Raw genomic sequence first — 21,846 nt, forward strand, 5'->3', positions numbered from 1 at the left:
TCCCGGCCCTCTCAGTACGCGAACGACAGCGGCCGGTCGGCGGCGCCGTCCGGGTCGTTGTCGGGGTTGTCGGGGCTGGGGTCGCGCTCGCTGTCCGCGACGCCCTCGATCGTGTACCGGTGCATGAGGCGGTACCAGAACACGGCGAGGATGCCGTACAGCAGCGTGAAGGCGATCAACGAGGTGAGGATCGTGCCGGTGCTCGTCACCGTGGACACGCCCCGCGCGGTCAGCAGCCAGACCCCGTCGACGCCACCGGGGTTGGGGTTGGGCGCGACGACCCAGGGCTGGCGGCCCATCTCCGTGAAGATCCAGCCGAACGACGAGGCCAGGAACGGCGTGACCAGGGCGACGATGCCGAGCCGGCCGACCCAGACGTTGCCGCTCACGCGGCCCTTGCGGGTGAGCCAGAAGGCGACGACCGCGAGCGCGGCCGACCCGAGGGCGAAGCCGATCATCAGGCGGAAGCCCCAGTAGGTCACGGCAAGGTTGGGGATGTAGCTGATGGGGTCGCCGTTCGCGTCGGTGTACCCGTACTTCTCCTCGTACTGCTGCTGCAGCTGGTCTGTGCCCTGCAGCGTCGCCGAGAAGTCCCCGGTGGCCAGGAACGACAGCGCCCCCGGGATCTGGATCAGGTGCGTGACCTTGTCGCAGTCGGCTCCGGTGCCCAGCGGCCCGACCGCGAGGATCGAGAACGGCACGCCGGCGGTGGTCTCGCACAGAGCCTCGGCGGCCGCCATCTTGGTGGGCTGCTGCTCGAACATGAGCTTGGCCTGCTGGTCGCCGCTCAGCGCGACGCCGACGCCGGAGATCACCATGACGATCACGCCGAGCACGATGGCCGGGCGGTAGACGTCGCGCGCCTTCTCGACCTGGCCCGCGCGCACGAGCCGCACCATCCACCAGGCCGCGATGCCGGCGACGAACGTCCCCGCGGTGAGGAACGCCGCGGAGATCGTGTGCGGGAACGCCGCGAGCAGCGTGTTGTTCGACAGGACGGCGCCGATGTCCGTCATCTCGGCGCGGCCGCGCTCGGCGTTGAACGTGGCGCCCACCGGGTGCTGCATCCAGGAGTTCGCGGCGAGGATGAAGTACGCGGAGAGGTTGGTGGCCAGCGCGACGGCCCAGATGCACGCGAGGTGGATCTTCTTCGGCAGCTTGTCCCAGCCGAAGATCCACAGGCCCAGGAACGTCGACTCGACGAAGAACGCGGCGAGGGCCTCCATCGCCAGCGGGGCACCGAAGACGTCGCCGACGAAGCGCGAGTACTCGCTCCACGCCATGCCGAACTGGAACTCCTGCACGATGCCCGTGGCCACGCCGATCGCGAAGTTGATCAGCAGCAGCTTGCCGAAGAACTTGGTCAGCCGGAGCCAGCGCTCGTTGCCGGTCCGCACCCAGATGGTCTGCATGATCGCGACGAGCGGCGCCAGGCCGATCGTCAGCGGCACGAAGATGAAGTGGTAGACCGTCGTGATGCCGAACTGCCATCGAGCGACGTCGAGCGTGTCCACGGGCCCCTCCGGGGGTGCGAGCCGGTACCGGGTCGGGTCCACGCCGCCACCGGTCTGGACAGCAGACCAGGCCTGACCTGCGGACCTGGGGAAACGCTAGAACGGGGTCCAGTCTGCCCCTGGGACCAAGGTCCCGGGTAGCCGGGACCACGGCGACGGCGCGCCGGGCCCCGGGGACGCCGGGACCAAGGCCCTGTGCGATACTGACCACGGCTCTCCGGGCGACCACACCGCCCGAGGACCCTTGAGCTCGCAGCACCAGCATGTCGTGCGCGCCAGCCGCCGCTCTGCCGCCCGCTGGTCCCCGATCGGGACCGCCGGCTCCGGCGTCGCAGGCGATGGCGCCGACCGGGTGCAGCAGCCACGACCGCCGACTTTCCGTCGCCGCGCAGCACGCGAGCGACGACCGACCGACCGAGTGTCACCGCGTGTGGGTGGGGATGCCCGGTACCCAGGAGCACTTCGCGTGACCGACGAGAACACCCCCACCGCAGACGCGACGACGACCGCCGGGGGTGAGGCACCCGCCGCACCGCCGCGCCGTCGCCGTGCCACCCGCGTGACCGCCGCCCCCAGCAGCAACGACACCCCGCTCGACGCCGTGGTCACGCTGCCCGCCGTGACCGAGCCGGCGGCCCCGCCGGCCCCCGTCCAGGACACGGCCGCGGTCCAGGAGGCGCCCGCCGAGCAGCCCCCGGCCGCGCCGGTGAAGAAGTCGCGACGCGTGACCCGCACGGTCGTCCCCGTCTCCGCCGACGCTCCGGTCGAGGCCGCGCCCGTCGCCGCCGAGCAGGTGGCCGACGAGGTCGCCGACGACGAGGTCGCCGCCGACGTGGCCGTCGAGGAGGCAGCCGTCGAGCTGGTGGCCGCCGAGGAGCCCGCCGCCGAGAAGCCGGCCAAGGCCGCCCCGCGCCGCCGCCGCTCGGGCTCCCGCGCGGCCGCCGCCCCGGACGCCGGTGAGCAGCCGACGCCCGAGGTCGAGGCGGCGGAGCCCGCTCCCCAGCTGGACGTCCTCGCCGAGCTGGCCGCCACCGCGCCGGCCGAGCCGAACGCCACGACGAGCAGCACCTCGACCGGGCCGCGCTTCGCCACCACCGCGCTGCTCTTCCAGGCCCCGGACCCGTCCGCGGCCCGGCCGCGCCGCCGCCGCGCGCAGGCCAGCACCGGCTCGCCGGAGGAGATCTCCGAGGCCGCCCACCAGCACGGGGCCGCGCAGGCTCCCGAGCCCGACGAGGCGCCGATCGAGACGAGCGAGCTCGAGCAGGCGGCGCCGTCGCGCGGCTCGCGCCGTCGTGGTCGTCGCGGTCGCAGCGGCGACGCGGCTCGCGTCGAGGACGAGGACGTGGTGACCGACGAGGTCGTCGACGCTCCCGTCGAGGACCTGGTCGACGCCGAGCCGGTCGACGACGAGGACGAGGACGCCGAGTCCGACGAGGCCGCCGGCACGTCCGGCCAGCCGCGCCGCCGGCGTCGCCGCGGAGGTCGCGGACGTCGCAGCCGCACCGACGCCGGCAACGGCGACGACAACGACGACGAGACCGACCGGTCCGACGAGGACGGCGCCGAGGGCGAGTCCGAGGCGGAGTCCGACGATGCCGACGAGGCGGGGGAGGGTGACGGCTCGAGCCGTCGTCGTCGCCGTCGTCGCCGGGGGTCGTCCCGCGGCGAGCCCGGCGAGCAGGCCGAGCCGCGTGCCGCCCGCACCCGTGCGCCCAGCGACGAGGTCACCGCCCTGCGCGGCTCCACGCGCCTCGAGGCCAAGCGCCAGCGCCGCCGCGACGGCCGCGACGCCGGTCGCCGCCGCCAGATCATCACCGAGTCCGAGTTCCTGGCCCGCCGCGAGTCGGTGGACCGCTCCATGATCGTGCGGGAGAAGAACGCCCGCACGCAGATCGCGGTCCTCGAGGACGGGGTGCTCGTCGAGCACTACGTCTCCAACCAGGCGCAGGCCTCGATGGTCGGCAACGTCTACCTCGGCCGCGTGCAGAACGTGCTGCCCAGCATGGAGGCGGCGTTCGTCGACGTCGGCAAGGGCCGCAACGCGGTGCTCTACGCCGGCGAGGTCAACTGGGACGCCGCCGGCCTCGAGGGTGGGTCCGCCCGCCGCATCGAGCAGGCGCTCAAGTCCGGCGACCCGGTCCTGGTCCAGGTCACCAAGGACCCGATCGGCCACAAGGGCGCCCGCCTGACCTCGCAGGTCACGCTGGCCGGCCGCTACCTGGTCTACGTGCCCGGCGGCGGCATGACCGGCATCAGCCGCAAGCTCCCCGACACCGAGCGCAACCGCCTCAAGCGGATCCTGCGCGAGATCGTCCCGGACTCCGCGGGGGTCATCGTGCGGACCGCGGCGGAGGGTGCGTCCGAGGACGAGCTGCGCGCGGACATCGCCCGCCTGCAGGGTCAGTGGGAGGCCATCGAGAAGAAGTCGAAGACCGCGTCGGCGCCGGCCCTGCTGCAGGGCGAGCCGGACATGGCCATCCGCGTGGTGCGCGACATCTTCAACGACGACTTCTCCTCGCTGATCGTCGAGGGCGCCGAGGCGTGGTCGACGATCTCCTCCTACATCGACGAGCTCGCGCCCGACCTCGCGCAGAAGGTCTCCCGCTGGGAGTCCGACGGCGACGTGTTCGCGGAGCACCGCATCGACGAGCAGCTGGCCAAGGGCATGGACCGCAAGGTCTGGCTCCCGTCGGGCGGCTCGCTCGTGATCGACCGCACCGAAGCCATGACCGTGGTCGACGTCAACACGGGCAAGTTCACCGGCTCGGGCGGCACGCTCGAGGAGACCGTCACGCGCAACAACCTCGAGGCCGCCGAGGAGATCGTCCGCCAGCTCCGGCTGCGCGACATCGGCGGCATCATCGTCATCGACTTCATCGACATGGTGCTCGAGTCCAACCGCGACCTCGTGCTCCGCCGCCTGGTCGAGTGCCTGGGCCGCGACCGCACCAAGCACCAGGTCGCCGAGGTCACGTCGCTCGGCCTCGTGCAGATGACGCGCAAGCGCGTCGGCCAGGGCCTGGTCGAGGCGTTCAGCGAGACGTGCGAGCACTGCCACGGGCGCGGCTTCATCGTGCACGAGGAGCCGATCGAGAAGAACAACCAGCGTCCCGAGGCCGGCTCCCAGCAGCCGCAGCAGGTCGCAACCGACGCCGCCGCCCCGCGGTCCCGTCGTAAGCGCGGCGGCGCCAAGGAGCCGGTCGCGCACGTGCCGCACGCGGGCGTGCCGGTCCTGCCGGAGGCGCGCGAGGCCGTCAAGGCGACCCTGGCGACGATCGCGGCCGCGGCCGCGCACGCCCACGAGCACGACCACGACCACCACGCGTCCGCCCCGGTCGCCGTGGTCGAGGTCGAGGCGGAGCGCGCCACGAGCGCACCCGCCCTGGACGTCCTGGCGGAGTTCGCCGGGGTGCAGGTCGCGGTCGAGGACGACGGGCAGGTCGAGGAGCTCGAGCTCACGGCCGTCTCCGCCGACGTGTTCGCGTCCGACGAGGTTCCCGCCGAGGACGCGACCGCTGAGCAGGCGTCCGGTGACGACGAGGAGCCCGCCGTGGCCGCCGAGCAGGCTCCCGAGCCCGACGGCGCCCACGACGACGTGCGTTAGGTCACGTCGACCCCGCGCCGCCCCGTCAGGTTTGACCCTGCGGCGTGGGGTCCGTACCCTAGAACGTCGGCGCGTCGTGTGCGCGCTGATCATGCGTGCCGCGGCTAGCGGCGCCGACGCGAACCCCCACGGGAACCGGGTCCACCGGTGGCAGCGGGATGTGCGCGGGCGCCGGCAGGGCACCGAGAGTTTCGACTGAGCATGATGACAAGCAGTTCGACGAGCAGAGATGAGCAGCAACGTGGTGTACGCGATCGTGAAGGCTGGCGGCCGCCAGGAGAAGGTCGCGGTGGGCGACGTCGTCGTCGTCGACCGCCTCGCCGCGCAGGCCGGCTCGACCGTCGAGCTGCCGGCGCTGCTGCTCGTCGACGGTGAGAAGGTCACCACCGACGCCAAGGCGCTGGCCAAGGTGACGGTGACGGCGGAGGTCGTGCGGGACGAGAAGGGTCCCAAGATCGACATCCTCAAGTACAAGAACAAGACCGGCTACCGCAAGCGCCAGGGTCACCGCCAGAAGCTGACCCGCCTGAAGGTCACCGGCATCTCCTGATCTCGCGCCGCGGCCCGCAGGCCGTGGAGCCCCCACTCTCTGAGCACGAAAGCAGGTTCGTCATGGCACACAAGAAGGGCGCGAGCTCCTCGCGCAACGGCCGCGACTCGAACGCCCAGCGCCTGGGCGTCAAGCGCTTCGGTGGCCAGGTCGTCAAGGCCGGCGAGATCATCGTCCGCCAGCGCGGCACGCACTTCCACCCCGGCGTCAACGTCGGCCGTGGCGGCGACGACACGCTGTTCGCCCTCGCCCCCGGTGCCGTGACCTTCGGGACGCGCCGTGGCCGCAAGGTCATCGACATCGTCGTGGCGGCCGAGGTCTGAGCCGAAGTGCAACGGACGGTGCGGGTCGCGGAGCGGCACGCGCCGGAAGTGGAACGAAGGCGMTGACCGACCGTGGATCAGCGGTCTGAGATTCATGACGCCGCGACAACGGTTCGCGGCGGGTCATTCGTGGGAGGGGCGCACCGGTGCGGTGCGCCCCTTCTGCGTGTGAGTATCGAGAAGTAGCAAGGACGAGGGAGGTTCAGCCGTGGTGACATTCGTCGACCGGGTCGTGCTGCATGCGACCGGCGGTGACGGTGGGCACGGTTGTGCGTCCATCCACCGGGAGAAGTTCAAGCCGCTCGCCGGCCCTGACGGGGGCAACGGCGGCAACGGTGGTTCGGTGATCATCGAGGTCGACCCGCAGGTCACCACGCTGCTCGACTACCACCACTCGCCGCACCGGCACGCGCCGTCCGGCACGCAGGGCATGGGCGACCACCGCTCGGGCTCGACCGGTGCGGACCTCGTGCTCGGGGTGCCCGACGGCACCGTCGTGAAGGCGCCCGACGGCTCGGTGCTCGCCGACCTCGTCGGCGTCGGCGCCCAGTACGTGGCGGCGGCCGGCGGTCGCGGGGGGCTCGGCAACGCCGCGCTCGCCTCGCAGCGCCGCAAGGCACCGGGCTTCGCGCTCCTGGGCGAGCCGGGCGACGCGCAGGACATCGTCCTCGAGCTCAAGACCATCGCCGACGTCGCCCTGGTCGGGTACCCGAGCGCCGGCAAGTCCAGCCTGGTCGCCGCGATCTCCGCGGCCCGTCCCAAGATCGCCGACTACCCGTTCACCACGCTGGTGCCGAACCTCGGCGTGGTGCAGGCCGGCGGCGCGCGGTACACGGTCGCCGACGTGCCCGGCCTCATCCCCGGCGCGTCCGAGGGGCGCGGCCTCGGCCTGGAGTTCCTGCGGCACATCGAGCGCTGCGCGGTCATCGTGCACGTGCTCGACTGCGCGACCCTGGAGCCCGACCGCGACCCGTTGTCGGACCTCGAGGACATCGAGGTCGAGCTGCGCACGTATGCGGGCGACCTGTCCATCGAGGGCGGCCGCGTGCCGCTCCTGGAGCGCCCGCAGATCGTCGTGCTCAACAAGATCGACGTCCCCGAGGCGCGCGAGCTGGCCGAGCTGGTCAAGCCCGACCTCGAGGCGCGCGGGTTCCGCGTGTTCGAGGTGTCGACGGCCAGCCACGAGGGCCTGCGCCCGCTGACCTTCGCGCTCGGCGAGATCGTCGACAAGGCCCGTCGCGACGCGCCCGCGCCCGAGGCGACGCGCATCGTGCTGCGTCCCAAGGCCGTGGACGACGCCGGCTTCACGGTCACGCGCCGCGAGGTCGAGGGCCAGGGCGTGTACTTCTGGGTGCGGGGCGAGAAGCCCGAGCGCTGGGTGCGGCAGACCGACTTCTCCAACGACGAAGCCGTGGGCTACCTGGCCGACCGGCTGGCGCGCCTGGGTGTCGAGGAGAAGCTGTTCGCCGCCGGTGCCGTCGCCGGCGACGAGGTGCGCATCGGTCCCGAGCACAACGCCGTCGTGTTCGACTGGGAGCCGACGCTCATGACGGGCTCCGAGTTCCTCGGCGGGCCGCGCGGTGTCGACCTGCGGCTCGAGGACCACTCGCGCCCGACGCGCGGCGAGAAGCGCCAGGAGTACAAGGAGCGCATGGACGCCAAGACCGAGGCCCGCGAGGAGCTGTGGACCGAGCGCGAGGCCGGGGTCTGGACGGACGCGGCGAAGGACTGACGCCGCCGGTGTCCGGGCAGCGGATATCCGCGTGACGTCCGCGCTGCGCGGGGCAGAATGCCGCACGTGACCACCAACGCCCTGCAGGACCGCCAGCAGCTGGTCTCGGCGTCCCGGGTGGTCGTCAAGATCGGCTCCTCGTCGCTGACCACGCCCGACGGTCGCCTCGCGCCCGAGCGTCTCAACGCCCTGGTGGAGGTGCTCGCCGCGCGCCGCGCGGCCGGCGGCCAGGTGGTGCTCGTGTCGTCGGGGGCGATCGCCGCCGGGCTCGGCCCGCTCGGGCTCGCGGCGCGTCCCAAGGACCTCGCGACGCAGCAGGCCGCGGCATCGGTCGGGCAGGGGCTGCTCGTCGCGCACTACACCGCCGCGTTCGCCCGGCACGGCCTGCAGGTGGGGCAGGTGCTGCTCACGGCCGACGACACGGTGCGCCGCGTCCACTACCGCAACGCGCACCGGGCGCTCACGCGGCTGCTCGACCTCGGGATCGTGCCCGTGATCAACGAGAACGACGCCGTGGCCACGGACGAGATCCGGTTCGGCGACAACGACCGTCTCGCGGCGCTGGTCTCGCACCTGGTGCACGCCGACGCGCTGCTGCTGCTGAGCGACGTCGACTCGCTGTACACCGGGCCCCCGTCGCGCGACGGGTCACGCCGGATCGCGTCGGTGGTCCACGCGCAGGACCTCGAGGGCATCGACGTCGCCTCGCGGGGGAGCGCGGTGGGCACCGGCGGCATGGTGACCAAGCTGGAGTCGGTCGCGATCGCGACTCAGTCCGGCGTCCCGGTCGTGCTCACGTCCGCCGCCCAGGCGGCGCAGGCGCTCGCCGGCGAGGACGTCGGCACCTGGTTCACCGCGACCGGCCGACGCACGTCGATCCGCCGGCTGTGGCTGGCGCACGCCGCGAGCACGCGCGGCCGCCTGGTGCTGGATGCCGGCGCCGTGCGGGCCGTGATCGAGCGCGGGACGTCGCTGCTGCCCGCGGGCGTGACCGGGGTCGAGGGGACGTTCGAGGCGGGGGAGCCGGTCGAGCTGGTGGGACCGGACGGCGCGCTCGTCGCGCGCGGGCTCGTGTCCTACGACGCCGACGAGGTGCCGGCGCTCCTGGGCCGGTCGACGTCCGAGCTGCGCGAGTCGCTGGGCCCGGGCTACGACCGCGAGCTGGTCCACCGCGACGACCTGGTCCTGGTCCGCCGCCGCAGGTAGGGCGCACCTGACAACAGCGCGACGTCCGCACTCGAGGGGGTCGGGACCCACCGGAGTGCGGACGTCGTGGTGTGTCAGCTGCCGATCCAGGCCTGCGTCAGCTGGTCGAGGCGCGAGTCCGCCCCGAGCTCGACCTCGTGCACGTCGGTGCTCAGCCCGAGGAACGTGGTGAGCTCGTGCACCGGGATCACGTGGTGCTCGGTGACGAGCCGCTCCTGCGCCTCGGCGAGCACGGCGTCCCGCTCGGTCGGGTCGCTCAGGGTCAGCTGCTTCTGCAGCAGGGCCTCGAGCTGGGGGTCCGCCAGCTTGTAGAAGTTGGTGGCCGCGGTGGAGTACTGCGTGCGCAGCACGTCGCCGTCGGCCCGGCTCAGGTTGCCCCAGACCAGGTCGAACGACCCGTCCTTGAGCTTGGCCTGGAAGTCCGGCACCGCGCCGCTCCACAGGGTGGCGTCGATCCCGTTGGCCTTGAGCTCCTGCTGGACGAGCTCGACGGACGTCTGGTTGGGCGAGAAGTTGGTGATCCACACCAGGACGGGCGCCAGCCGCGTGCCGCCCTTGGCGTAGATGCCGTCCGCGCCCTTGGCCCAGCCGTCGTCCTCGAGGACGGACGCGGCCTTCGTCGGGTCGGTGACCAGGTCCTTGCTCAGGTCGGCCACGCCGGGAGTGGTGCTGGCGAGCGGCCCCTGCGCGACGGCGAACCCGTCGTTGAGCGCCGTGTCGCGGATCTCGGTGGGGTTCACGGTCAGGGCGATCGCCTCGCGCACGGCCGGGTCGGAGCCCAGCGCGCCGGCCTCGTTGAACGTGAGGCCGAACGTGATGCCGGGGTTGGCCCGGTGCACCACGCCGAACCCGGACGACTCCAGCGTCTCGATGTCGGTCGGCTGCACGCCCCCGACGACGTCGACCTGCTCGGAGGTCAGCGCCCCGGTGCGCACGCCAGCCTCGGGGATCACCTGGAACGTCACGGAGTCCAGGTGGGCCTTGCCCCCGTTCGTGCGGCCGTCCGGACCCCACGCGTAGTCGTCGCGGGCCGTGAGCACGGTCTCGGTGTCCTTGGTGTAGTGGTCCAGCGTGAACGGACCGGTGCCGACGACGCCCGTCCCGCTGGCGCGGTCGTCGAACGGGATGGCGAGCGTCGAGTCGGCGAGGAAGCCGAGCGCGACGGTCGAGGTGGCCTGCGGGAACGCCGAGTTAGGCGCGTCGAAGGCGACCGTGACGTGCGTGGGGTCGACCACCGTCGTGCCCGCGTAGCCCAGGAAGCTCGGGGCTGCGGAGCTCTTGGCGCCGGCGGCGACCGTGTCGTCGAAGTTCGCCTTCACGGAGTCGGCGTCGAAGGGCGTCCCGTCGGAGAACGTGACGTCGTCGCGCAGCGTGAACGTGAACTGCGTCGAGTCGGCGTTCGCCTCCCACGCGGTGGCCAGCCACGGCTTCAGCGCGCCGTCGGCCGGGTCCTGCCAGAGCAGGGAGTCAACCAGCTGGCGGGTCACGTAGAGGGTGTCGTTGCCCGAGCCGATGCCGGCCGGGTTGATCGAGATGGGGTCGTTGCCGATGGCGAACGTCAGGTCGCCACCGTCGACGGCGGTCGCGGAGGTCGACGCGCTGGCGTCGGACCCCGCCCCGCCCGAGCCGGACGAGCAGGCCGCGAGCGCGAAGGTGGTGACGGCGAGGCCGGCGAGGATGCCGGCGTGACGGCGCGAGGGTCGTCGGACAGACATGGGTGGTGCTCCTTGCTGAGGGGTGGGGTGACGGGGTGTGGGGCTCAGTCACGTCGACACGAGGTCACGACGCACCCCCTTCACCCGCGCGCACGCGCGCGCCGGGGATCGCGGAGAGCAGCTGGGCCGTGTAGCGGTCGGTGGGGTGGGCGAAGACGGCCTCGACCTCGCCCTGCTCGACCACGCGGCCGCGCTGGAGGACCGCGACCTCGTGGGCCACCTGCCGCACGACGGCGAGGTCGTGCGAGATGAACAGGTAGCTGAGCCCGAGCTCGGACTGGAGGTCGGCCAGGAGGTCGAGGATCTGGGCCTGGACGGAGACGTCGAGCGCGGACACCGGCTCGTCGAGCACGACGAGCTCCGGGTGGAGCGCGAGCGCCCGGGCGATGGCGACGCGCTGGCGCTGACCGCCGGACAGCTCGGCGGGGCGGCGGTGCAGCACGGTGCGGGGCAGCGCGACGACGTCGAGCAGCTCGGCCGCCCGGGTGGCACGCTCCGCGCGGGACCCCACGCCGAACGCCTGCAGCGGCTCCGTGATGATCCGCTGCACCGAGAAGCGCGGGTCGAGCGATGCGTACGGGTTCTGGTAGACCACCTGCATCCGTCGCCGCAGCAGCCGCAAGGCTGCCCCGCGGGTGTGGGTCACGTCCGCCCCGTCCACCAGCACCGAGCCCGACGTGGGCTCCGCGAGCCGCAGCGCGAGGCGCGCGGTCGTCGACTTGCCTGACCCGGACTCCCCGACGAGCGCGAGGGTGCGGCCCCGCGGCAGCACGAACGACACGTCGTCGACCGCCCGCAACGTTCCGCCCCCCGCAGACCGGGGGAGCGCGAACTCCTTGGTCAGGTGCCGGACCTCGAGCGCGGGGACGGCGCTCGCGGGCGCGGGGGCGGCGATGGCCCGCGCGCCCCGCAGGCTCGGCGCGGCGGCGAGCAGCGCGCGGGTGTACGGGTCGCTCGGCGAGCCGAGCACCTGGTCGGGGGTGCCCTGCTCGACCACCCGCCCCTGCGACATGACGACGATCCGGTCCGCGCGGTCCGCGGCGACGCCCAGGTCGTGCGTGATGAGCAGGACGCCGGTGCCGGTGCCCGTCGTCAGCTGCTCGAGGTGGTCGAGGATCTGGCGCTGCACGGTGACGTCGAGGGCGCTGGTCGGCTCGTCGGCCACCAGCAGGCGCGGCTGCGCGGCGAGCGCGATCGCGATGAGCACGCGCTGCCGCATGCCGCCGGAGAGCTCGTGCGGGTACTGGCGCGCCCGCACCTCGGGTTCGGACAGACCGGCGCGTCGCAGGGCCTCGACGGCCTCGATCGCGGCGTTCTTGCGGTCCGCGAGGCCGTGGATCCGCAGGACCTCGGCCACCTGCTCGCCCACGCGGGTCACGGGGTTGAGCGACACGGTCGGGTCCTGCGGCACCAGGCCGACCAGGAGGCCGCGGACCGTGCGCAGCTCGCGCTGCGAGGCGCGGGCCATGTCGTGGCCCAGCAGGTCGATGCTGCCGTGGTCGATGACGGCGGCGGGGGCGAGCAGCCGGACGACGGCCGCGGCGGTGGTGGACTTCCCGGAGCCGGACTCGCCGACGACGGCCACGGTCTCGCCCGCGTCGACGTGCAGCGACACGTCCCGGACCGCGCGGACGGTGCCGCGCCGGGCCCGGTAGGCGACCGCGAGGTCGGTGACGGTGAGCAGGCGCTCGCTCATGCCGCACCCCCGTCGGGACGGTCGACCGCGCGGGAGATGCGGCCGGCGGCCAGCACGCTGATCGCGATGGTCAGGCCGGGCAGCGTGGTGAGCCACCAGGACGTCCGCAGGTAGTCGCGACCCCCGGACACCAGCGCGCCCCACTCGGGTGCCGGCGGCGGGGCGCCGTAGCCGAGGAAGCTGAGGGCGGAGACGGCCAGGATCGCCGCGCCGAGCTGCAGGGCGGCCAGGACCACGACCGGGCCCGCCGCGTTGGGCAGCACGTGCTGGAACAGCACCGACCACCAGCGGCTGCCGCCGGCGTGCGCGGCCTCGACGTACACCGACGACCGGACGCGCAGCACCTCCGAGCGCATGATGCGGGCGACGGTGGCGACGCTGGCCAGCCCGACGGCGATCGCGACCTTGACGGTGCCGAAGCCGAGCGCCGTGATGAGCGCGAGCGACAGGAGCAGCGCCGGGATGGACAGGAGGACGTCGACGGCGCGCATGACGACGTCGTCGAACAGCCCGCCGACGAACCCGGCGAGCAGCCCCACGAGCGCCCCCACCAAGAGGCCGACGCCGACCGCGACGAGCGCGGCCTCGAGGGTCAGGTGCGTGCCGTGCACCACCCGCGTGTAGAGGTCACGGCCCAGCTGGTCGGTGCCGAACCAGTGCGCGCCCGACGGCGGCTGCAGCTTGTCGGCGGGCACCCCGACGAGCGGGTCGCCCGGCGCGAGGACGTGGGGAGCGAAGGCCGCGACGAGCAGGAGAGCGAGCCAGACGATCGCCAGCAGCAGGCCGGGCCGGCGACCGAGCTCGCCCAGCCAGGCGAACCGGCCCGGCCCTTCCGCGTCCTGGCGGTCGCGCAGGGCGTCCGCGAGGCGGTCGTGCGAGGTGGCGGCGAACTCGTCCGGGGCGAGCTTGCGGTTGAGCAGGTCGGTCATGTCATGCCCCCGCCGTCACGGGCTCGACCAGAGGGGCACGTACGGCGGCCTTCGTCGGCCGGGAGCGCCGCACGATCCGGGGGTCGAGCAGCGGGTAGAGCAGGTCGACCGCGAGGTTGACCAGCACGAAGACCGCCGCGGCGAACAGCACGATGCCCTGCACCACGGGGATGTCCTGGGCGCTGACCGACGTGGCCGTCAGCCGGCCGATGCCCGCGCGGGAGAACACGGTCTCGGTGACCACGGCACCGGCCAGCAGCTCGCCGATGACCAGGCCCACCACGGTCAGCGCCGGGAGCGAGGCGTTGCGCAGGGCATGCCGGAAGTGCACGCGCGCCGGCCCGGCGCCCTTGGCTCGCGCCGTGTCGACGTACGGCTGGCCGAGGGTGTGCCGCAGCGACCGCGACAGCATCTGCGCGATGAGCGCCGCCGTCGGCACGGCGAGCGTCACGGCCGGGAGCACGATCGAGGCGAACCCCTTGTTGCCGACGGCGGGGAAGATCGGGTTCGCGAACGAGAACCACTGCACGAGCAGCAGGGCGAACCAGAACGACGGGATGGCCACGCCGAGCGGAGGCAGGCCGAGCAGGAGGTTCGACAGGCCGCGACCGCGCACGAGGGTGGCCAGGATCGCCAGGCCGCCGCCCAGCAGGAGCGCGAGCACGAAGGCGGCGAGCGCGATGGCCGCCGTGGGCGGCACCGCCTCGGCGATGAGGCCGGTCACCGGGCGGTGGAGCACCACCGAGGTGCCCAGGTCGCCGCGCAGCAGCGCGCCGAGCCGTGTGACGTACTGGACCGGCAGCGGCTGGTCGAGCCCGTACTGCGCGCGCAGCGCGTCCAGCTGCTCGGGCGTCACGTCGGACGACTCGCTGCCGTACATCAGGGAGACCGGGTCACCGGGCAGCGCGTACAGCACGACGAAGGACACCGTGTAGGCCGCCCAGAGCACCAGCAGCGCCTGTCCCAGGCGGGCGGTCACGTAGCGGTTCATGTGTGGTCCCGGGGGGAGGCGCGCATCGGGGTCCTCGATCTGCGGTCTGTGCTTGCACGGCGGGCGCCGTGCCGGGTCGTCACCTGGAGCACCCCGTCACCGGAAGGGTTGCTGCCCGACCAACCAGGGTTTGTCGTCGGGGCTCGAGACCGCGGCGAAGGTAGGCACGCGGCCGGGCGTCGTCAACGGTCCGCTGGGCCTTCTCATCAGATGGACAGCGAATCCGCCATGTGAGAAGCCGCTCGCGATCGTTGACATCGACCGCGCGGTCCTCGACGCTCCGGCGCCACGAGGGCCCTGGGCCCGCACCCGAAGGAGAACCCATGACCGACACCACCTCCCGGCCGGGCGCGCCCGCGGAGCACCTGAGCCTCGAGGAGGCCGCCGCGCTCGCACCCGTCGTGAGCCCGACGGAGGCCGCCGAGCGCGTGGCCGCCGGGGCGTTTCTCGTCGACGTCCGCAGCGAGGCCGGCCGGTCCCGCACGGGTGCCATCCCGGGCGCCACCGTCGGCGACCGGTACGCGATCGACGAGGAGTTCGACCTCACGGCGGCCACCCGGCACGCGCCCGTCGTGTCCCTGGACACGCCGATCGTCGTGGTGTGCGGCTCGGTGCGCGGGTCCGGGCCGGTGGCCGCGGAGCTGCGGGCCAGGGGCTTCACCAACGTGGTGCACGTCGACGGTGGCTTCCCCGCGTGGAAGGACGCCGGGCTGCCGGCCGAGGCGCCCGTCGGATGACCACCCCGTCCACCGCCTTCCTCGACGAGCTGCACGCGCTCACCGAGCGGCGGCGCGCGTCGTTCGTCCCTCTGACGTCGCCGTTCCCGGGGGCCGACGACGCGTCGCGCGCCCTCGTGCGGGCCGCGGCCAAGGCGGGGGAGTCCGACGCGCTCGACCTGGCCCACGCGATCCACACGCACCCGGAGGAGGCGTTCCGCGAGGTCCGCTCCGTCGCCGCGATCGCGGAGCTCCTGGGTCGGCACGGCGTGCCCGCTACGGTGGGCTCGCACGGCCTGCCGACGTCCCTGCGCGCCGGGCTGACCGCCGACGGACCGGACGACGGCGCCGCGCGGCAGGACGCCGGTCCCACGATCGCGATCCTGGCCGAGTACGACGCGCTGCCCGGCGTCGGTCACGCATGCGGMCACCAGCTCATCGCGGCGGCCGCGGTCGGGGCGTTCCTCGCGCTGCGGCAGGCCGTCGCGGACGGTCTCGAGCTGCCGGGCCGGGTCCTGCTGCTGGGCACGCCCGCCGAGGAGGGCAGCTCGGGCAAGGAGATCCTGGCGCGCAACGGGTTCTTCGATGGCGTGGACGCCGCGCTCATGGTCCACCCGTTCGGGTTCGACGTGGTCGACCACCCGTTCCTGGGTCGTCGGCAGCTGCGCGTGACCTACCAGGGGGTCGCCGCGCACGCGTCGGCGAGCCCGTTCATGGGGCGCAACGCCCTCGATGCCGTCGTCCTGAACTACCAGGCCGTCGCGATGCTGCGTCAGCACCTCCCGCCGAGCGACCGCGTGCACGGCGTGGTCCACGAGGGCGGCACCCGCCCGAGCGTGGTGCCCGAGCGCGCGACCGTGGAGTACTACGTGCGGTCCGCCAGCCCGGTCACCCTCAAGGACCTGTCGCAGCGGCTCGCGGACATCGCGCAGGGTGCGGCCCTGGCCACCGGCACCACCGCTGAGCTCGTCTGGGACGCCGCGCCGTTCACGCTCCCCGTCCGGACCAACTCGCCGCTCGCGGAGCGCTGGGCGGTGCACCAGGCGGGCCAGGGCCGGACCGTGCTGGCGGGCGGCGTCGTGCCCGAGATCCTCGCCGCGTCGACCGACTTCGGGAACGTGAGCGTCCGCCTGCCCGGCATCCACCCGATGATCGCCGTCAGCGACCCCGACGTGGCCCTGCACACGCGCGAGTTCGCGGACGTGGCCGGCGGCCCGCGCGGGGACGCCGCCGCGGTCGACGGCGCGGTCGGCCTGGCGCTCACCGCGCTGGACTACCTGGCTGACCCCGCGCTGCGCGCGGCCGTGCAGCAGGACTTCGACGACGCCGGCGGCGTCCTGGACGTGGAGGCGTACTTCTCGTGAGCGCGAGCACCGGCCTGCGCGTCCGGCTCGTCGCGCCGCACGAGCACGAGCGGGTCGCGCGGCTCACCCTCGACGCGTACGGCCACGACTACGAGCTGCCGGACGACTACCGCGCGTCGCTCGCCGACGTCGCCACCCGGGCGCGCGAGCACGAGGTCTGGGTGGCCGAGGACCTGGCGACCGGCGAGCTGCTGGGCACGGTCGCCACGCCGCGCCCGGGCGCGCACATCTCCGAGCTGGGCCGCGACGGGGAGCTCGACTTCCGCCTGCTCGCCGTCGACCCCGCGGCCCGGCGGCGCGGGATCGGCGCGCTGCTGACCGAGCACGTCATCGCGCTGGCCCGGCAGCGGCAGCTCGATCGCGTCGTCATGAACTCCGGGCCGCAGATGACGGGCGCGCACGCGCTGTACCTGCGGCTCGGCTTCGTCCKCCTCACCGAGCGCGAGACCCGCGTGGTCCACGGCGGCACCCTGCTGGCCTTCGGCTATGAGACATCCCCGCTGACACAAGGAGCACGACCGTGAAGTTCCAGGTCCTCGACATCGTCCCGCACGGCCCGCACCCGGTCACCGGCGAGCTGCTCGACCCGTCCACGCGGCTGGAGCGCGTCGTCGAGACCGCCGTGCTGGCCGAGGAGCTCGGGATCGACGCGTTCGCCGTGGGGGAGCGGCATGCCGGCGACTTCCTGTCGTCGTCGCCGACGGTCCTGCTGGGCGCGCTCGCGCAGGCGACCGATCGCATCCTGCTGAGCACCGGCGTGACCGTGCTCAGCCTGCTCGACCCCGTCCGGGTGGCGGAGGACTACGCGACGATCGACGTGCTGTCCCGGGGGCGGCTCGAGATCGTCATCGGCAAGGGCAACGAGGACAAGCACTTCCCGCTGTTCGGCCTCGAGCTGGCCCACCAGTACGACTACCTCGAGGAGAACTACACGCTGCTGCGGCGGCTGCTCAGCGAGGAGCACGTGGACTGGGAGGGCCGGTTCCACGCCCCGCTGACGGACGCGACCACCCTGCCGCGCCCGTACGACGGCCCGTTCCGGATCTGGCACGGGTCGGCCACGAGCACGGTCTCGGTCGACCTGGCGGCGCGGCACGGCGACCCGATCGTCTCCGCCAACGCGCTGCAGCCGCGCGAGAACTACAAGGTGCTCATCGACCGGTACCGCGAGCAGCTGGAGCTCAACGGCTTCGACCCGTCCGTCGGCTACGTGGGGTCCGGCTCGGGCGGCCTGTTCCTGGCCGACACCACCGAGCAGGCCACCGAGGAGTACCGGGCGGTCTACGAAGGCTTCGCCGCGCGGATGGCCGCCCGGCACGTGGGCGAGACGCGGCCCGGCAAGGTGTCGTCGTTCACGCACATCGAGGACGCGGTCGAGCGCGGGCCGGCGCTCGTCGGCTCCCCGGAGCGCGTCGCGGAGAAGATCCTCGACTACCACCGCTCCTACGGCCACGACCTGCAGTCCGTCTCGCTCAACCCCGTGCTCCCCTACGAGCAGCAGCAGGACGTCCTGCGCCGGTTCGCCGAGGAGGTCGTGCCCCTCGTCCGCGCCGAGGTCTCGACGACGCTGTGGGGACCGCAGGACGCGGGCCGCGCGCGCGGCCTGGACCGGCTCGTGGCGGTCTGACGTGCCGGTCGAGTTCCTCGGCGCGGGCTACGGCAACCCGTCGACCGAGACCACGCCGCTCGTCGGACCCGTCTGGGACCCCGGGTACACGCGGGAGATCGTCCGGGCGCACGAGCAGCACGGCTGGGACCACGTGCTGTTCCCGTACGCCTCGGACGGGCCCGACCCGGCCCAGGCCGCCGCGTGGGCCGCGGCGCACACCGACCGGATCCGGCTGCGGGTGGCGCACCGGCCCAACGTCTCTGCGCCGACCTTCGCCGCCAAGACCTTCGCGACGCTCGACGCGGCGTCCGGGGGCCGGGTCACCGTGCACCTCATCGCCGGCGGCCTGACCAGCGACCAGCGGGCGGAGGGTGACCAGCTGGACAAGGACGCGCGGTACGACCGGCTCGCCGAGTACGCGGAGGTGCTGCTCCGCTCGTGGACCTCGTCGGAACCGTTCACGCACGTCGGTCCCTACTACCGCACGGACGAGTTCGTCCTGCGGGCGCGGTCGGCCCAGCGGCCGGGGCTGTCCGCCGGCGGGGCCTCGCGCCGGGCCCTCGAGGTCGGCGCGCGCGCGGCCGACGTGTTCGCGCTCTTCGGCGAGCCCCTCGCCGCGACGGCCGAGCAGGTCGCCCTCCTGCGCGCGCTCGCGGCCGACGCCGGGCGGCCCACGCCGCGGCTCCAGATCGCGTTCCGACCCATCGTCGCGGCGACCGACGACGAGGCGTGGGCCAAGGCGCAGACCGTCCGGGCCCGGATCGACGAGCTCGCGGCACCACGGCCCGTCCGGACGCTGACGGAGGCGCCGCGCGAGCCGGGCAGGCTCCCCGAGAACTCGGCCAACCTGCGGCTGGCCGAGCTGGCGGCGTCGGGGGAGCGGCACGACCGGGCGTTGTGGACGCCCACGGTCGCGGGCGCGGGCGGGCTGCCGACGAGCGCGACGGCGCTGGTCGGCTCGTACGAGACCGTCGCCGCCGCGCTGCTCGACTACGTCGACCTCGGCTTCGAGATCTTCGGCCTGCGCGGGTACGACCTGCTCGCCGACGCCATCGAGTTCGGCGACCACGTGATCCCGCTCGTCCACGCGGGCGTCGCCGCACGAGGGGTCGCCGGAGCCGGGACTACCCTGGTGCGATGACCACCTCGCTCGACCAGCCGGTGCAGGAAGCGCTCGAGGCGCCGGACGTCGTCGCGCAGGTCCGGGCGGTCGCGGAGCGCGCCAAGGTCGCGAGCCGCACGCTCGCGACGGCCACGCGCGCCACCAAGGACACCGCCCTGCGCGCGATGGCCGACGCCCTCGTCGCGGCCACCCCCGAGATCGTCGCGGCCAACGCGACCGACCTCGCGCGCGGGCGGGAGAACGGCACGTCGGCGGGGCTGCTGGACCGCCTCGCCCTGACGCCCGCGCGGATCGTGGCCATCGCCGACGCCCTGCGCGAGCTGGCCGCGCTGCCCGACCCGGTCGGCGAGGTCGTGCGCGGGTCCACGCTGCCCAACGGGCTGCGCATGCGTCAGGTGCGGGTGCCCATGGGCGTCGTCGGCATGATCTACGAGGCCCGTCCGAACGTCACCGTGGACGCCGCCGGCCTGGCGCTGAAGAGCGGGAACGCTGTCATCCTGCGGGGCGGCTCGGCCGCCGCGGCGAGCAACGAGGTCATCGTCGACGTGCTGTCGCAGGCCCTCGTCGCGCAGCGGCTKCCCGGCGCCCTGGTCCAGTCGATCGACGCGTGGGGGCGCGAGGGCGCCGTCGCGCTCATGCACGCGCGCGGCCTGGTCGACCTCCTGGTGCCGCGCGGGGGAGCGGACCTGATCCAGACGGTCGTGCGCGAGTCCACCGTCCCGGTCGTCGAGACCGGCGTCGGCAACGTGCACATCTACGTCGACGAGACCGCGGACCTCTCGGTCGCCCTCCCGATCCTGCTCAACTCCAAGACCCAGCGCGTCGGCGTGTGCAACGCTGCGGAGACGCTGCTGGTGCACCAGGCGGTCGCCGACGAGTTCCTGCCGGTCGCCATCGCGATGCTGGCCGACGAGGGCGTCACCGTGCACGGCGACGAGACCACGTGCGCGCTCGCGCCCGAGGAAGCCGACTGCGTGCCGGCCACGGACGTGGACTGGGCGACCGAGTACCTGTCGCTCGACATCGCGATCCGCGTGGTCGACTCGCTGGACGAGGCCCTCGACCACATCCGCGAGTGGAGCTCCGGGCACACCGAGGCGATCATCACGCGGGACCTGGCGTCGTCCGAGCGCTTCGTCGCCGAGGTGGACTCCGCGGCCGTCATGGTGAACGCCTCGACCAGGTTCACGGACGGCGGCCAGCTGGGCCTCGGCGCCGAGATCGGCATCTCCACGCAGAAGCTGCACGCGCGCGGGCCGATGGGCCTCGGGGAGCTCACCACGACCAAGTGGATCGTGCACGGCGACGGGCACGTGCGGCCGTGACGGCACAGCCCACCGTGCGACACTGTTCCTTCCCGCCCACCCCTGGAGGACTGACGTGCACGCTGCCCTGATCGCCGCCGCTGCCGAGGGCGCCGAGCACGCCCGCGAGCTGCCGTTCCCGCCCGTCGTGTTCGGCATCGGAGCGTTCGTCGGACTCACGGCGATGCTGCTGATCACGTTCGCCTTCCGCAGCGTCGGGACGCGCCACTGACCGACGTACCCGGAGGGACCGGATCGATGACGGAGCCGCCACGCCGACCCCGGCTCGGGGTCATGGGTGGCACGTTCGATCCCGTCCACCACGGTCACCTGGTGGCCGCGAGCGAGGTCGCCGCGCGCTTCGACCTCGACGAGGTCGTCTTCGTCCCCACGGGGCAGCCGACGTTCAAGCTCGACCAGGACGTCACGCTCGCGGAGCACCGCTACCTCATGACGGTCATCGCCACGGCATCGAACCCGCGGTTCACGGTCAGCCGGGTGGACGTGGACCGCTCCGGTGTGACGTACACCGTGGATACCCTCCGCGACCTCAAGACGGCGCGTCCGGACGCCGAACTGTTCTTCATCACGGGCGCGGACGCCATCACGCAGATCCTGACGTGGAAGGATGCGGACGAGCTCTTCTCGATGGCGCAGTTCGTGGCGGTCACCCGCCCCGGGCACGCGTTGTCGGTCGACGGGCTCCCCGGCGATCGCGTCCACGTCCTGGAGGTCCCCGCCCTGGCGATCTCCTCGACCGACGTCCGCGCACGTGAGCGTGCCGGGCAGCCGGTCTGGTACCTCGTCCCGGACGGGGTCGTCCAGTACATCGCCAAGCACAGGTTGTATCGAGGTCAGTCATGAGTGAACCGGGAGAGCGGCGTCGTCGCCGCGATCTCCATCGCAACCCCGAGACGGGCGACGTCGCGGGCGCCGCACCCGACGCCGGGTCCGCGGGTGGTCCAGCGACCCCGAGCGCGAACGCGAACGTGACTCCGAGCACGAGCGCGCCCAGCACCGCCCCGGTCTCGCGCCGAGCCATGCGCGGCCAGGGCGGCACCGCGGACGAGACGCCTGCGCACGGCACGAGCACGTCGCCCGCCGCGCCGCCGCCGTCCACGGCCGACGCGCAGAGCCGGTCCCGTCGATCCATCCGGGACACCGCGCTCGACCCGACCAGCGCGCGACCGACGCCCACCTCGGCCCCCTCCTCGGGCACGCCGACCTGGTCGGCGCCCGCGCCGTCGGCGGCTTCCGCCCGCCCGGCGCCCTCGTCAGCCGCTCCGGTCCCGGGGCGCCCGGCACCGACCGCTCCGGCGACGTCGAGGCCCGCCACGCCTCGGCCGGCCTCCCCCGAGCCGAYGGCCTCGACGTCCCGTCCCGCCGCCACGCCCCCGGCAGCACCGCGCCCCGCCGCGGTCCCTCCGGCCACCTCCCGGCCGGCAGCCGGCCCGCAGCCCTCCGCGGCAC

The 21,846-nt window shown here is 73.6% G+C and carries 18 protein-coding genes and 1 riboswitch; of the genes, 13 read left to right on the forward strand and 5 right to left on the reverse strand.

The features are described 5' to 3' along the window. Positions 1–11: 11 nt before the first annotated feature. A complete protein-coding gene (locus AC1DQC_RS17270; protein WP_477052479.1) occupies positions 12–1,514 on the reverse strand; it encodes a cytochrome ubiquinol oxidase subunit I in 1,503 nt (500 codons plus the stop codon). A 466-nt stretch (positions 1,515–1,980) separates the two neighbouring features. Here AC1DQC_RS17270 and AC1DQC_RS17275 point away from each other — a divergent pair, with 466 nt between their 5' ends. The 5 genes from AC1DQC_RS17275 to proB all read left to right on the forward strand — a co-directional run bounded on the left by AC1DQC_RS17275 (position 1,981) and on the right by proB (position 8,929). Next, positions 1,981–5,118, forward strand: coding sequence for an Rne/Rng family ribonuclease (locus tag AC1DQC_RS17275; RefSeq protein ID WP_477052464.1), 3,138 nt, complete (start codon positions 1,981–1,983; stop codon positions 5,116–5,118). 241 nt (positions 5,119–5,359) lie between these two features. Next, complete coding sequence (gene rplU, locus AC1DQC_RS17280) at positions 5,360–5,668, forward strand: 50S ribosomal protein L21 (RefSeq protein WP_370505510.1); 309 nt, start codon at positions 5,360–5,362, stop codon at positions 5,666–5,668. A 62-nt stretch (positions 5,669–5,730) separates the two neighbouring features. After that, the gene (rpmA, locus tag AC1DQC_RS17285; RefSeq protein WP_055913072.1) at positions 5,731–5,991 is read left to right on the forward strand and encodes a 50S ribosomal protein L27; all 261 of its coding nucleotides are present in this window, start codon (positions 5,731–5,733) and stop codon (positions 5,989–5,991) included. Positions 5,992–6,199: 208 nt separating this feature from the next. Further along, the gene (obgE, locus tag AC1DQC_RS17290; protein ID WP_477052465.1) at positions 6,200–7,723 is read left to right on the forward strand and encodes a GTPase ObgE; all 1,524 of its coding nucleotides are present in this window, start codon (positions 6,200–6,202) and stop codon (positions 7,721–7,723) included. Positions 7,724–7,780: 57 nt separating this feature from the next. Beyond that, a complete protein-coding gene (gene proB / locus AC1DQC_RS17295; protein ID WP_477052466.1) occupies positions 7,781–8,929 on the forward strand; it encodes a glutamate 5-kinase in 1,149 nt (382 codons plus the stop codon). Positions 8,930–9,003: 74 nt separating this feature from the next. Here proB and AC1DQC_RS17300 read toward each other — a convergent pair whose 3' ends face one another. The 4 genes from AC1DQC_RS17300 to AC1DQC_RS17315 all read right to left on the reverse strand — a co-directional run bounded on the left by AC1DQC_RS17300 (position 9,004) and on the right by AC1DQC_RS17315 (position 14,260). Beyond that, positions 9,004–10,644, reverse strand: coding sequence for an ABC transporter substrate-binding protein (locus AC1DQC_RS17300; RefSeq protein ID WP_477052467.1), 1,641 nt, complete (start codon positions 10,642–10,644; stop codon positions 9,004–9,006). A gap of 64 nt (positions 10,645–10,708) precedes the next feature. Then, entirely contained in the window at positions 10,709–12,340 is a 1,632-nt protein-coding gene (locus tag AC1DQC_RS17305; RefSeq protein ID WP_477052468.1) for a dipeptide ABC transporter ATP-binding protein, read from the reverse strand. After that, positions 12,337–13,269 carry an ABC transporter permease gene (locus AC1DQC_RS17310; protein WP_477052469.1) on the reverse strand — a complete coding sequence of 311 codons (933 nt, stop codon included), beginning with the start codon at positions 13,267–13,269 and terminating at the stop codon, positions 12,337–12,339. The genes AC1DQC_RS17305 and AC1DQC_RS17310 overlap by 4 nt, the downstream gene beginning before the upstream one ends. 1 nt (position 13,270) lies before the next feature. Further along, positions 13,271–14,260, reverse strand: coding sequence for an ABC transporter permease (locus AC1DQC_RS17315; RefSeq protein ID WP_477052470.1), 990 nt, complete (start codon positions 14,258–14,260; stop codon positions 13,271–13,273). Between the two features lie 43 nt (positions 14,261–14,303). After that, positions 14,304–14,411: riboswitch (SAM riboswitch) on the reverse strand. A 172-nt stretch (positions 14,412–14,583) separates the two neighbouring features. On the opposite strand from AC1DQC_RS17315, the gene AC1DQC_RS17320 reads away from it, so the two are divergent. Genes AC1DQC_RS17320 through nadD form a run of 8 tightly spaced genes read left to right on the forward strand, consistent with a single transcriptional unit; the run spans position 14,584 to position 21,240 of the window. Further along, positions 14,584–14,997 carry a rhodanese-like domain-containing protein gene (locus AC1DQC_RS17320; RefSeq protein WP_477052471.1) on the forward strand — a complete coding sequence of 138 codons (414 nt, stop codon included), beginning with the start codon at positions 14,584–14,586 and terminating at the stop codon, positions 14,995–14,997. Continuing rightward, the gene (locus AC1DQC_RS17325) at positions 14,994–16,340 is read left to right on the forward strand and encodes a M20 family metallopeptidase (protein WP_477052472.1); all 1,347 of its coding nucleotides are present in this window, start codon (positions 14,994–14,996) and stop codon (positions 16,338–16,340) included. Before AC1DQC_RS17320 ends, AC1DQC_RS17325 begins: the two co-directional genes overlap by 4 nt. Next, positions 16,337–16,864: a GNAT family N-acetyltransferase gene (locus tag AC1DQC_RS17330; RefSeq protein WP_477052473.1), complete on the forward strand. Its 528-nt coding sequence runs from the start codon at positions 16,337–16,339 to the stop codon at positions 16,862–16,864. The genes AC1DQC_RS17325 and AC1DQC_RS17330 overlap by 4 nt, the downstream gene beginning before the upstream one ends. Continuing rightward, entirely contained in the window at positions 16,861–17,967 is a 1,107-nt protein-coding gene (locus AC1DQC_RS17335) for an LLM class flavin-dependent oxidoreductase (protein WP_477052474.1), read from the forward strand. The genes AC1DQC_RS17330 and AC1DQC_RS17335 overlap by 4 nt, the downstream gene beginning before the upstream one ends. Before the next feature lies 1 nt (position 17,968). Next, complete coding sequence (locus AC1DQC_RS17340) at positions 17,969–19,090, forward strand: LLM class flavin-dependent oxidoreductase (RefSeq protein WP_477052475.1); 1,122 nt, start codon at positions 17,969–17,971, stop codon at positions 19,088–19,090. Next, a complete protein-coding gene (locus AC1DQC_RS17345; RefSeq protein ID WP_477052476.1) occupies positions 19,087–20,397 on the forward strand; it encodes a glutamate-5-semialdehyde dehydrogenase in 1,311 nt (436 codons plus the stop codon). The genes AC1DQC_RS17340 and AC1DQC_RS17345 overlap by 4 nt, the downstream gene beginning before the upstream one ends. Before the next feature lie 55 nt (positions 20,398–20,452). Then, entirely contained in the window at positions 20,453–20,608 is a 156-nt protein-coding gene (locus AC1DQC_RS17350) for a hypothetical protein (RefSeq protein ID WP_370505508.1), read from the forward strand. 26 nt (positions 20,609–20,634) lie between these two features. Next, a complete protein-coding gene (gene nadD / locus AC1DQC_RS17355) occupies positions 20,635–21,240 on the forward strand; it encodes a nicotinate-nucleotide adenylyltransferase (protein ID WP_477052477.1) in 606 nt (201 codons plus the stop codon). The last annotated feature ends 606 nt before the right edge of the window (positions 21,241–21,846 follow it).

This window comes from Cellulomonas sp. P4_H12 (assembly GCF_056400905.1).